Raw genomic sequence first — 12,142 nt, 5'->3', positions numbered from 1 at the left:
CCGAACAGCGCAGCGACCCCGCGGTGCGCCAGGCGCGCGCCGAGAACAAGATCGAGATGTCCTATATCGGCGGCTGAGAGCAGCTTTCACCAGATGCTGAAGGCAGCGCTTATGGTGCAAGTCACGGTTTCCGAGGCTGATCGAGAAGCCGAGCGAGAGGCTCATTGAGCCCGTAACGGCGACTATGGGGCAGTAAGGCTGTTCTGAACAAACGGGCGTTCGTGATCAAGACCCCTACGCCATTCCAAGCTAAACGAGTCAGCGTATGAGCAGGTTGGCACCCACCCCACCGCATTGCGGTATTGCAACGCCTTGCCCGCCCTCCAACGTCACCAATGCTACCTGGGCGCGCAAGTTGCCAGCGTAAAGCGCTAGCGCTTGCCGCCAACGACAGCACCAACGCTGCCGCACCGGCCTTCCTGGCATCCCCGAACGTGCGCCGGCTCACGGACTATCTGCGCAGTGAATGGCTCGGGCAGAAGCTGTGCCTCGGCACTGTCCGACTGCAACTCGCCGACGCTCCACATAACAGGAAACACATCCGCAGGTGTCATTCGATTTCCATTGATCTTGGTCACGTGCGCATCTTTCAGGACGGTCTAATGTTTATCGTAGGCAATAGGTAATGGGTAATCGGTTCCCGGCGAGATGGCTAAGAAATTTCCTTTGTATCCGAATCATCCCGAGCGGATCTGCTGGGGATGCGACAAGTATTGTCCCGTTGACTCGATGCGATGTGGAAATGGCTCGAGTCGCACACAGCACCCGATTGAATTGCTAGGAGAGGACTGGCTCGCGTGTGGCGACTGGGGCATCGATTCCCCAGTCAAGGCCGGCGAAATACCAGGCACGCCGGACGACCAGCGAACACCAGGAAGTGGCTGTCAGGAAAGGAATCGCGATGGAATCAATGAACGGGAATGAAGCATACCTGGCCCCGAAGGAGTTGATCATGCACTTTCCACAGCAATGCAATGCGGTGCGCATTATCCAGGACGAACACGAACGGTTGTCGACCGTGATGAATGGCATGCTGCATTTCGTGCGTCGGATCAATGAAGGAGAGAAGGCGCCGGGTCTTATGGTATTTCGCGCGATGCTCTACTACATTCGCGAGTATCCAGAGCAGGTGCACCATCCCAAAGAAGACCGCTTCCTGTTTGCACGATTGCGGGAGCGGACCAGCGAACTCGACGGGACGCTTGCTGAACTGGAAGCCCAGCACGCCAAGGGCGAGACGCTGGAGCGGGAATTGGAGCATGCGCTCGCCCGCTATGAGCTGGAGGGCAGTGCCGCATTCCCGGCATTTCGCGACCTGGTGGGGAAGTACGCCAGATTTTATTTCAATCACATGCATCTGGAAGAGGATGTGATCTTGCCGGCAGCGCGGCGTCTGTTGACGTCGGACGACTGGAACGTGATTGACACTGCGTTCGCCGCCAATCGGGATCCACTTGCCGGGGCCGAACTCAAAGACAACCTCGACAACCTCGACAAGCTCTACTCGCTGATCGTGACAATCGTTCCCGCTGCGATGGGATCAAGGTCGACGCCTTCTGCAAGCTCCCCCGGGTGACGGGCGTCTGTCTGCACGGCGCCAGCGGCCTGCAGGTCGGCCAGGATCAGCCCGGATCTGCCAGATCGATCCGGTCAATGCTTTTAACGCACCCGCCTCTACGCTCGTGCCTGTCGGGACTGCGCCGCATTGTTCCCCGCAAGTACCGGGCTTTGACGCTTTGCGCCACCGCGCCCCGATGAGCCGCTTCTTATCCGCTCCCTGTTTGTCGGGCCAGCGCTTTGCTTCGACGAGTCAGTTCAGCCTCCCGACGAGCCAGACCACCGCGAGGTAGGTCAGCACGTGCGCGTACTGGTCCACGCCAAATGCCCACCAGAACTGCGGCCGGTCCGGCGTCAGATTGACGCTTCGGCCCAGGCGCACCTTCCAGCGGTCAACCATGTAGTGGACGACGGCGTCGAAGATCCCTAGCCAGAGCCAGTGGGCCACACCGAAGCCACCAAGCAGCGTAGCGGTACACAGGCCATGCAACCCTGCGTGGGCATAGCCACCCGGGCTGCGAAAGTCGCCCTTGCCGGCCAGCATCCAGCGCGGCTGCCACAGGAAGTCGCACACGAGATGCTTCGTGAACAGCGCGAACAGCAGCTGCAACGCCATGGCCAGCCCTCCACCCAAAGTCGTGCCAGACCGCGCGTGCCAGCGACGGCACCGCGCTCTGGCTATTCATTATCAATGAGCAGAAAAGAATAAGGCCACCGACCGCCCGGCATTGACCACCCGCCGCAGCCAATCCGGCATCGTGCCCTGCCGGTCGCAGAGCTAAATCTGCGCATTGCGGTAGCAGAACCCGCCTCGCTGCTGCCACGAAACACCCCGCCGCTGGCAGATCCGCTAAGAACTGAAATCTTGGTACCCTTTCATGGAAAGTCGTGTTTCTTTTGGCAAAATTCAGACCTTCGCGGCGGACCGCCGCGAAGGTTGAAGGTTGGTTAGCCGGCGGCAGAGTCGGGGGCGAGCTTCCGTGAGCAACTATAAGCGATCAGGTTGTCCTACAGCAGATGAAAAGACAGTTCACCAGACATGTGCAACGCAGCGCACAGGCATACCCCGGACGGTTGGTCGACCCGATAGTTCGGCCATGCCAGACGCAAACGGAGATTCGCCCGGCCCGAACCATGCCGGAGGGCCCGCTGTTTGATTCCTCAGCCGCCTGCCTTGAACACATGCGGCTTCAGCGCTTGCACCAACCGTGCGATTGGGGTGGTCGCTCGTGACGGCTCCCGACATGCTCGCACCACATCTGACGCCCGGCGGACACCTGCTTGCGATGCCGGAGGACGGCGCGCCAATCATGGCAGATGACACGCGACTGCGGCTTGGGAGTGCTTTTGCGCTGGGGGCGGGGCATGGCCTGCTGCATCTGGGAGCGGCGGAAATCGGCCGCATCTTGCCCCCCGCCTGGGCCTGGTGGCGCGATGTTGCCGCGCGCTATGTCACCGCCTTGTGCGCTACGCCCGAAGGCGCCGAGATCGTGGTTGCAACGCCTGCGCTCAAGGATTTGGATGCCATGATTGCCGATGCGCCGCCGATGACGGGCGGCGAGTATCTCACGCCAGCGGTGCTGGGCACGCTGTGGGGCGAGATCGATTCCGCCTTGCACCAGGAGCTGGCGAGCGCAAAGGTCTCGCTTCAGGATTTCCTCAAATTGCGCCACCCGGCCTGGAATCTCGTCGGTCGCGTGCATTTCAACCTCGCTGAGAACCGCAAGGATCCGGAGTCACCGTTCGCCTTTCTTGCGACTTACACCTCGCGCCTGTCGGCCCATGGCAAAGCGCAACATCAGCCACTGTCGCAAGCCCTGGCGGAATTCTCCGGAGCCAGCAGCAAGGCGCAACTCCTGTCGTTACTGCTGCCGGTGCAGCGCGCCGCGGAACACTGCGACTGGCTTCGCGACATGGTGGACACCGGCGAGATATACCATCCGCTGCGCTGGACGCCGCTCGACGCCCATCGCTTTCTCTCGGACCTGTCCAAACTCGAAGCCGCCGGCATTGTCGTACGCACCCCAGGCGTCTGGCAGGCTGGCCGTCCCGCTCGCCCCGTCGTGAAAGCCAGCGTCGGAGCCCAACCGCCTTCGCTCCTGGGCAAGGAAGCGCTGCTCGATTTCAACATGGAAGTCTCCCTCGACGGCGAGCGTCTGAGCGCCGCCGAGGTCAGGGATCTGCTCAAGGGCGCCGACGGCTTGCAACTCATCCGTGGCCGCTGGGTCGAGGTGGACAAGAAAAAACTCGGTCGCCTCATGAAGCGATTCGAGGCCATGGAAAAGGCGGCGCAAACCGGTCTGCCGCTCAATGAGGCCCTACGCCTTCTGGCCGGTGTTTCGCTCGACGATAGCGCCGACCCCGCTGACCACGACTGGTCGCAGCTTGTTGCAGGACCCTGGCTGGCCGATATCCTGCAGGAATTACGTCAGCCGCAGGGCTTGGCGCAGATCAGCCCAGGCGCGGAACTCAAGGCCAAGCTGCGGCCCTACCAACAAGCCGGCGTGCGGTGGTTGTACCTGCTCACCCGGCTCGGACTGGGCGCTTGCCTGGCCGATGACATGGGCCTGGGCAAGACCATGCAGGTACTCTCGCTGCTGCTCGTGCTCAAGCGCGAAAGCGCCGAGGCGCGGCCCAGTTTGCTGGTCGCCCCCGCATCGCTGCTTGCCAACTGGGCGGCGGAGGCCGAGCGCTTTGCCCCCGGCCTGCGCCTGCTGATCGCCCATCCGTCGGTCATGCCGGCGGCCGATTTGCGTGCGCTGGACCCCGCGCGGCTTGCGGACATCGATCTCGTTATCACCAGCTTCGGCTCGTTGCTTCGCCAGCCGGTATTGGGGGCCGTCCAATGGCGCGTTGCCATTGTCGACGAAGCCCAGGCGATCAAGAATCCGGGCTCCAGGCAAACGCGGCAGGTCAAGCAGCTCCAGGCACAATCGCGCATCGCACTGACCGGAACGCCCGTGGAGAACCGCCTGTCCGATCTGTGGTCCATCTTCGATTTCACACACCCCGGCCTGCTGGGCTCGGACAAAGTCTTTGCCAGCTTTACCAGGCGGCTGGCGAAGGCCGAGCACTTCGGTCCGCTGCGAACGCTCGTGCGGCCCTACATCCTGCGCCGCCTGAAGACCGACAAGCGGGTCATCGACGACCTTCCGGACAAGACCGAACTCAAGGCCTGGTGCCACCTGAGCCCGAGCCAGGCGGCACTTTATCAGCGTGCGGTGAAGGATCTGGCCGCCGCGCTGGAAGACGCCGAAGGCATTGGCCGCAAGGGTGTCGTGCTGAGCTTCCTGATGCGCTTCAAGCAGATCTGCAACCATCCGTCGCAGTGGCTGGGCGACGCGGCCTGGAAGGCGGAAGACAGCGGCAAGTTCGCCCGCCTGCGCCAACTGGCCGAAGTCATTGCCGCCAAGCAGGAAAAGGTGCTGGTATTCACCCAGTTCCGCGAGACCACCGAGCCGCTGGCGGCATTTCTGGGTTCGATCTTTGGCCGCGAAGGCCTGGTGCTCCATGGCGGCACCCCGGTAGCCAAGCGCCGCGAACTGGTCAAGCGATTCCAGGAAGATGAACTGATCCCCTTCTTCGTGCTCTCGCTCAAGGCCGGTGGCGCGGGTCTGAATCTCACCGCCGCTTCGCATGTGATCCACTACGACCGCTGGTGGAACCCGGCCGTGGAAAACCAGGCGACCGATCGCGCATTTCGTATCGGCCAGCAGAGGAACGTCCTGGTGCATAAGTTCATCTGCCGTGGCACGATCGAGGACCGTATCGACCAGTTGATCGAAGCGAAGCAGCAACTGGTGCAGGATGTGCTGGAGGGCGGCGCAGAACTCCTGCTCACCGAGATGAGCGATCGCGAATTGCTCGATCTCGTGAAGCTCGACGTTTATGCCGCGCAGGAAAACTGACCGTCAAGAGGAAGCAATGGATTACGGTTACGGGGGGTGGAAGCCCTATGTCTCGGTCGCCGAGCGCAAAAAGAAGGCTGAACGGGCCGCCGCGAAGGCGAAGAAGGTTGGTGCGGTCCTGTCGCCAATCGCGTCGTATCGCGGCGCCATCGCCAAGACGTTCTGGGGCAAGGCCTGGTGCGACAATCTGGAACGCTACAGCGACTATGCCAACCGCCTGCCGCGCGGCCGCACCTATGTGCGCAACGGCTCCGTGATCGACCTTCAGATTACGGCAGGCGAAGTCCGCGCGCAGGTAATGGGCTCGAGCCTCTACACGGTCGCCGTGACCGTGACGGCGTGTACTGAAAAGCAATGGCGAGCGATTGGCGCCGATTGCGCGGGATCGATCAATTCGATCGTGGAACTCTTGCAGGGCAAGCTCTCGACAGCGGTGATGGAGCGCATCTGCAAATCCGGCACCGGTCTTTTCCCGGTGCCGAAGGAAATCAGGTTCCAATGCAGTTGTCCGGACTGGGCGTCAATGTGCAAGCACGTTGCTGCCGTACTGTACGGCGTCGGCGCGCGGCTCGACCAACAGCCGGAATTGCTCTTTGCCTTGCGCCGCGTCGATGCCAGCGATCTCGTCAAGCAGGCCGCCGCTGGCCTGCCCAAACCCACCAAACGACCCACTGCCAGCAAGGTGCTCGACGACGCGCTGGTGGCCGATGTGTTTGGCATCGAGATGGCTGACGCTTACGCGCCGCCAAGGCCTGCCGCCGGACGTAACAAGCCACCCGCAGGTAAGGCGACAGCGAAGAAGGCGACCCGGTCGGCTGTCCCGGCAACCCCCAAGCCACCTGCGACCGCCAAGACTGCGAAGACTGCGGAAGACAATAAATCGGCGACAAGGAAGCTACCAGTCAAGCCCTCTGCCGGCCCGCGTAAATCAACAACCGGCAACGTGGTTGCCGGCAAAACAAAGGTGGCGAGCGCGCCGGCCAGCCCGAAAGAGGCTGCGACAAGCAAGCGCACCAATACTCGACTGGTGAAAGGTACGTCCCGCTAGACGCCGATTCCATTGCCCGCAACCTAGCGCCCGATGACCACCTGGAAGACCACGCCAGTCGGAACGGCGACCAGGAAATAGTCCCCGCCAACGCCCACCCACTGGTATCCGCGCGGCGGAGGTGACAACCGATAGGCGCGCCAGTCATCGATCACGTACTGACGCTGACGGTATTCCGAGGGGACCCTTTCACCTTTATGCCAGCTACCGGGCCCCGGGCGATCGGCGCGACGGTCAGGGCCGTACCCATGGTCCATCGGTCCTCTGCCCCTGTCACCTTCCCAGCCTCTGTCACCTTGCTGACCGTGGTCGCCGTCCCGGCCATGGTCACCATCTCGGCCTCGGTCGTTGTAGCCGCGCTGGTTATCGTGATTCTGCCCATGATCGTGACCCATGGTCGGCCTTCCGCGATCATCGCCGCCGGGGCCCCTATCTTGGGCATAGCCTGCCGCCGAAGTGAGAGTACACGCCGCCAGCGCAAAGCTGGCGAACATCTTGATCTTCCGCATCTCGATCTCCAAAAACCCACGTGATTGATGGGCGTGTACCGTCCAGTCTATTCCGGGCTCCCGAGCAAACCAGTAACGAAATCGTAACGCGTACTCATCACATATCCGGCGACGCCCGCACCCGCATATCTATGCCCAGCCGATAAAGCGTGGCGCCAACCTCAGTCAGCAGCATCCTCTCCTCCCCCTGAATAGCCGGATCGGCCAGCAGCGCCGCTAGGCCGGCGCTCGCGTCGTCCATCGGTAGCTCGGTTTCCTCGTCCAGCGCCAGTGGCTCAAACGGACCACCGACGGTACAGGGTAGGGATGGGGATCAGAAGCGCGCTGCACGCGCGAGGGTCTGCGAAACAGTGCCGCAACAACCTATGACTGTGGGGACGGTGCCGAGCGCCGGACAGGTTGGCAGCTAATGGGAGCGGCGGCAATCGGCCAGGAGCGGCCAATCCCACGAAATATACTCAGGCCGCTTCGATCGACAAAGCGGCCTTTCATCAATGCAACAATCAAGCGGTGCGCGTCACGGCGAACGCATCCGCCGCCGCCACCGTATCCAGCGCTTCACGCAGCAGCGAGATCTTGCCGTCGCGTGCCACGAGCCGTCCGGCGTACATCTGGCGATAGATCTTCCCCGTTGACGGCACGAGCGCTTCAACTTCATATTCCGCGAACACCTGCTCCGGCGTTTCGATCAGAAAGCGCACGTTCCTGAACGCGAAATCCGGTACTTTCACAAGCAGCGAAGCAATGAATCCCTCGATCGATTCGGGTCCCTCCGCGCGCCCGTCGATACCGAGCGACTTCAGATAAGGCAGTTCCAGCACGCCGTCGCTGGCAAAGAGCGCGGCGGCGGCACGCGGGTCGCGAATCGATTCGAGGTAGGCGAAAAGCAGTTGTTTGGCGTTGTTCATGATCGGCTCGAAAAAAGAAGGAATGGATGCGGCTTTATTGCAGACGCGTCTTCAAGGCGTTCGCCATCTGCTGCATGGCGGCGCGCGTTGGGGCGTCGGCGGCTAGTGCGTTGAGCAGGCCGAAGTCGTGGATCGTCCCCTTGTACTGCGTCGTCGTCACGTCGTTGCCCGCCTGGTCGAGCCGATGTCCGTATGCTTCGCCTTCGTCGCGCAGCACGTCGAACTGCGCGGTCTGAATGAGCGTGGGCGGCAAGCCCTTCAGCTCGTCGATAGATGCGCGCAGCGGCGACGCGTAGCGTTCGTTTCGCTCGCGTTCATCGGTCGTGTACGCGTCCCAGAACCACTTCATCATGTCGCGGCTCAGGAAGTATCCATTGGCGAAGGCATCGTACGAGGCGTTGTCGAACGCGTGGTCCGTCACCGGCCACATGAGTCCCTGGAAGCGGATGGCCGGACCCTGCCGGTCCTTCGCCATCTGGCTGATGACCGCCGCCATGTTGCCGCCCACGCTGTTGCCCACGACGGCAAGCCGTGCACCATCGACGCCGATTTCCTCGCCATGTGCGGCGACCCATTTCGTCGCGGCATAGGCCTCGTTGACCGCAACCGGATAACGCGCTTCGGGAGAGGGCGTGTATTCAACGAACACCGCTGCTGCGCCCGACTGGACGACGAGGTCGCGCACGAGACGCTCGTGCGTCGGGTAATCGCCGAGAATCCAGCCGCCGCCGTGGAAGAACATGAACACGGGCTGCACGCCAGGCGCATTCCGCGGCTTGAGGACGACGACCGGCACGACGAGGCCATCCTGTTCGATCGTGCGGCGCTTGACGTCGATGCCCGACACGTCGACCGGTGCGCTGCGCTGGGCGCCCGCCAGGACTTCTCGCGCCTGGACGGGCATGAGCGTTTCGATCGCCGGGCCGGTTGCGCGGTTGAGCGCATCGAGGAAGGCGACGGTTGCGGTGTCAGGCGTATTCGGCGTGGATTGCGTGTTCATCGTAATTCTCCGTTTCCGTGTGGTTGGTTGGCCTTCGACGTGATGCCGTGCAGCCGGTGGAAAGGAGAATACGGATCGCGCGATATTTGCGAAATTGAATTGCTTGAAATTCATCATTGCAAAAATGCAATGATCCTCGGCCATCCAGACTGTGGGCTCAATCTCGCCAACGCGTTACTTCGGCCATCGCCATGACGGCTCCGAGAGATGCTCCGCAAAATAATCGGACAGCGCCGCCACCTTCGCAGGACGTGCGCGCGCCGATGGCGTGACGAAGTAAAGACCGCCTTTCGTCAGTGACCAGTCGGTGAGGATCGCTTCGAGGCGGCCATCGGCCAGATATTCGCCGGCGATGAATTCGGGCAACTCGGCAATTGCGAGGCCGTCGAGCAGCGTGGGCAGCAGCGCATCGGAATTCGTCACGCGCAACGGGCCGGTCGGCACGACCGGCTCCTCCTCGCCCGCCGCGTTAGTGAAGCGCCACAAATCGCTGCGCGCGCGATACGCGTATGAAAGGCATGGCCGGCCCGCCAGTTCGCGCGGATGCGCGGGCCGCCCTTCGCGCTTCAGGTACGCGGGCGACGCCACCACGAATTGTGTGACCGCGCACAGGCGTCGCGCCACCAGCGACGAATCAGGCAGCGCGGCAATGCGCAGTGCGGCGTCAAACCCATCGGCAACCAGATCGACTGACGCATCCGAAAGATGCAGGTCGATCGACACCTCCGGGTACGCGCGAAAGAATGCGGGCAGCAGCGGCGCTACCCAGCGCAGCCCGAACGACATCGGTACAGCCAAGCGCACCAGTCCGCGCGGCTGCACCGACATCTCGCGCGCGGCGCTTTCTGCTTCTTCAGCCTGACGGTAGATCTCTCCGGCTTTCTCGCAGATCGTCCGGCCGAACTCGGTGAGCGAGAGTTGGCGCGACGTGCGGTTGAAGAGCCGCGCGCCCAGCCGGTCTTCGAGACGGGCGACGCCGCGCGACACCGTCGCCACCGACACGCCCATCGCGCGCGCCGCAGCCGCGAATGAGCCTTCCTCGGCGACCTTCGCGAACATAGCAAGTCCTTCGAAATCAGGCAGCTTCGCCATTTCCCCTCATCTTTTCATTTTTGCAACGTTGTATTGCAATCAATTCTATTTCGAAAAGCCTTGGGCGTCGATATTCTCCTCACATCGCAGCACGCAACACCGAACGCAGTCATCCACTTACCGAACGAAAGGAGAAGCACCATGGCACGCAAGCTCGACAACAAGATTGCACTCGTTACCGGCGCAACTAGCGGCATCGGCCTCGCCACTGCACAGCGTTTCGCGGCAGAAGGCGCGCACGTCTACCTCACCGGCCGCCGTCAGGCCGAACTAGATGCCGCAGTGAGGGGCATCCGCGAAGCAGGCGGCAACGCGACGGGGGTACGTGTCGATTCCACAAAGCTGGGTGAGCTCGACGCGCTGTATGCGCAGATCAAGGAAGAACAGGGGCATCTCGACGTGCTGTTCGCGAATGCCGGCGGCGGTTCGATGCTGCCGCTTGGCAGCATCACCGAAGAACACTACGACGACACCTTCGATCGCAATGTGAAGGGCGTGCTATTCACGGTGCAAAAAGCGTTGCCGCTGCTCGCCGAGGGGGCGTCGGTGATTCTTACCGGTTCAACGGCAGGCAGCGCGGGCACGGCTGCATTCAGCGTGTATTCGGCTTCGAAAGCCGCGGTGCGCGCCTTCGTACGCAGCTGGATTCTCGATCTGAAGGATCGCCGCGTCCGCGTGAATACAATCAGCCCGGGCGCGACGCGCACGCCCGGCCTGCTCGACCTCGCCGGTGACGATGCAGCCCAACGCCAGGGTCTTGCCGATTACCTGGCTGCCCAGATCCCGATGGGGCGCCTCGGCGAGCCTGGCGAGATCGCGAGCGCTGCCCTGTTCCTTGCCTCGGACGACGCGAGCTTCGTGAACGGCATCGAGCTGTTCGTCGATGGCGGGCAGCAGCAGATCTAAGCGCAGGCCGGGCGCGTGGATGCGGTCTTCGCCGATCGCATCCACGCCCGACGCGTACGCGCGCCTTGAACGGATTCACGACATGTTCGAACATCGTCCTTACCTTTCGCTTGGCGCAGTCAGGCGCGACCGGCTCGATACGCGACTGCATTTCCGCCTCGGCGAATGCGGACGCGCCGACCATGCGCCGCTCGGCGCGCTCTATGTGTGGAACGACGATGCGTTCGCGCCGCACTCAGGCTTCGACCTGCATGCTCACCGCGGCGTGGAGATCGTGACGTGGGTGCGTTCGGGTGCGATCACGTATGAAGACGACGGGGGCAATCGCGCGCGGCTCGTCGCCGATTCCGTGCAGACGATCAGTGCGGGCGCCGCGATCCATCATACCGAGCGCAACGAGGAAAACGTGCCAGCGCGGCTATTCCAGATCTGGCTGCATCCGCGCACGCCGGGTGGCACGCCACGTTGGGCGGCGCGTATTTGTTCGCGCGGTTGTCGCGAAGGTCACTTCGTCACGCTGGCGAGTGGCGATCCAGAAGATGTGTGCGCGGGGGCGCTTCCCGTTAATGCCGACGTGCGCGTGCGCATCGCCACGCTACGCGAAGGCACGATGGTGCATCACATGTTGTCGACGCCAGGTTCGGCGTATCTGGTTGCCGATCATGGTCGGGTTGACGTGGGACCGGTCCGGCTCGCGCCGCGCGATGGCGTCGTGGTCAGCGATGAAGCGCAGCTTACGATGGTTGCGCGAGACGACACCGATGTCGTGATAGTCGAGCTTTTGCGGTAGAGACATTGTGCCGTTGGGCTCGAGCGCGACGACATTCCCCCTGGTTTCCGCGTTTTCCGCAAGACTCGGTTTGGTAGCTTTAATTGGCTGTTTTGCGATAAGAACCCGACGTTGATCCCGCGTGGCCGGATGTCTGCAACGGGTCGGGAAGGGACGATCGCCAGTCGGCCACGATGAGTCATTCACCGGCCGCGCGGCTCGACCACTCTAATGTCGGCGTGGCCGAATCAGCGGACCTTTACTTGGGAAAGCACCGGGTAGCGCTGGCCTGCTTTCCACCGCTTTTGCCGCTCAAGCGGCCCGAGCGTCGGCGCGCCTCCGCGAAGCAGTCTCGGCTGCGACATCGAGAAGGAACCCAGTTCCTCTGAAGCGCCGCCCCTCTGTCCTGGGAAGTTGGAGCATTGCCAACACATATCGATGCAAA

At 62.5% G+C, this 12,142-nt stretch carries 12 protein-coding genes; 6 read left to right on the top strand and 6 right to left on the bottom strand.

Features of this window, described 5'->3' with window-relative positions; translation table 11 throughout:
- Positions 1 to 648 precede the first annotated feature (648 nt).
- On the top strand, positions 649 to 924 hold the full coding sequence (locus AC1RWI_RS36715; RefSeq protein WP_492870758.1) for a DUF3079 domain-containing protein: 276 nt from the start codon (positions 649 to 651) through the stop codon (positions 922 to 924).
- On the top strand, positions 902 to 1,576 hold the full coding sequence (locus tag AC1RWI_RS36710; protein WP_492870757.1) for a hemerythrin domain-containing protein: 675 nt from the start codon (positions 902 to 904) through the stop codon (positions 1,574 to 1,576). Before AC1RWI_RS36715 ends, AC1RWI_RS36710 begins: the two co-directional genes overlap by 23 nt.
- A gap of 234 nt (positions 1,577 to 1,810) precedes the next feature.
- Here the strand turns inward: AC1RWI_RS36710 and AC1RWI_RS36705 are convergent, their stop codons facing one another.
- Entirely contained in the window at positions 1,811 to 2,173 is a 363-nt protein-coding gene (locus tag AC1RWI_RS36705; RefSeq protein WP_492870756.1) for a DUF3307 domain-containing protein, read from the bottom strand.
- A 628-nt stretch (positions 2,174 to 2,801) separates the two neighbouring features.
- Here AC1RWI_RS36705 and AC1RWI_RS36700 point away from each other — a divergent pair.
- Both AC1RWI_RS36700 and AC1RWI_RS36695 read left to right on the top strand, forming a co-directional pair.
- Positions 2,802 to 5,465, top strand: a complete 2,664-nt coding sequence (locus tag AC1RWI_RS36700; protein WP_492870755.1) for a DEAD/DEAH box helicase — start codon at positions 2,802 to 2,804, stop codon at positions 5,463 to 5,465.
- Between the two features lie 16 nt (positions 5,466 to 5,481).
- A complete protein-coding gene (locus AC1RWI_RS36695) occupies positions 5,482 to 6,513 on the top strand; it encodes an SWIM zinc finger family protein (protein WP_492870754.1) in 1,032 nt (343 codons plus the stop codon).
- A 23-nt stretch (positions 6,514 to 6,536) separates the two neighbouring features.
- Here the strand turns inward: AC1RWI_RS36695 and AC1RWI_RS36690 are convergent, their stop codons facing one another.
- From AC1RWI_RS36690 to AC1RWI_RS36670, 5 genes are all read right to left on the bottom strand, one after another.
- Positions 6,537 to 7,022 (bottom strand): RcnB family protein, encoded by a 486-nt coding sequence (locus AC1RWI_RS36690; RefSeq protein ID WP_492870753.1) that lies wholly within the window; start codon positions 7,020 to 7,022, stop codon positions 6,537 to 6,539.
- 97 nt (positions 7,023 to 7,119) lie between these two features.
- Positions 7,120 to 7,263 carry a hypothetical protein gene (locus tag AC1RWI_RS36685; RefSeq protein ID WP_158408272.1) on the bottom strand — a complete coding sequence of 48 codons (144 nt, stop codon included), beginning with the start codon at positions 7,261 to 7,263 and terminating at the stop codon, positions 7,120 to 7,122.
- Between the two features lie 262 nt (positions 7,264 to 7,525).
- On the bottom strand, positions 7,526 to 7,930 hold the full coding sequence (locus tag AC1RWI_RS36680; protein ID WP_043345820.1) for a nuclear transport factor 2 family protein: 405 nt from the start codon (positions 7,928 to 7,930) through the stop codon (positions 7,526 to 7,528).
- Between the two features lie 34 nt (positions 7,931 to 7,964).
- Positions 7,965 to 8,930, bottom strand: coding sequence for an alpha/beta hydrolase (locus AC1RWI_RS36675; RefSeq protein ID WP_492870752.1), 966 nt, complete (start codon positions 8,928 to 8,930; stop codon positions 7,965 to 7,967).
- Between the two features lie 174 nt (positions 8,931 to 9,104).
- On the bottom strand, positions 9,105 to 10,022 hold the full coding sequence (locus AC1RWI_RS36670) for a LysR family transcriptional regulator (protein ID WP_043345816.1): 918 nt from the start codon (positions 10,020 to 10,022) through the stop codon (positions 9,105 to 9,107).
- A 141-nt stretch (positions 10,023 to 10,163) separates the two neighbouring features.
- Here AC1RWI_RS36670 and AC1RWI_RS36665 point away from each other — a divergent pair, with 141 nt between their 5' ends.
- Positions 10,164 to 10,928, top strand: coding sequence for an SDR family NAD(P)-dependent oxidoreductase (locus AC1RWI_RS36665; protein WP_043345815.1), 765 nt, complete (start codon positions 10,164 to 10,166; stop codon positions 10,926 to 10,928).
- Between the two features lie 82 nt (positions 10,929 to 11,010).
- On the top strand, positions 11,011 to 11,718 hold the full coding sequence (locus tag AC1RWI_RS36660) for a pirin family protein (protein ID WP_492870751.1): 708 nt from the start codon (positions 11,011 to 11,013) through the stop codon (positions 11,716 to 11,718).
- Positions 11,719 to 12,142: the final 424 nt, after the last annotated feature.

The sequence above is a fragment of the Cupriavidus sp. MPR-AND1C genome (assembly GCF_058809705.1).
This window is presented reverse-complemented; position numbering and strand designations above follow the sequence as displayed.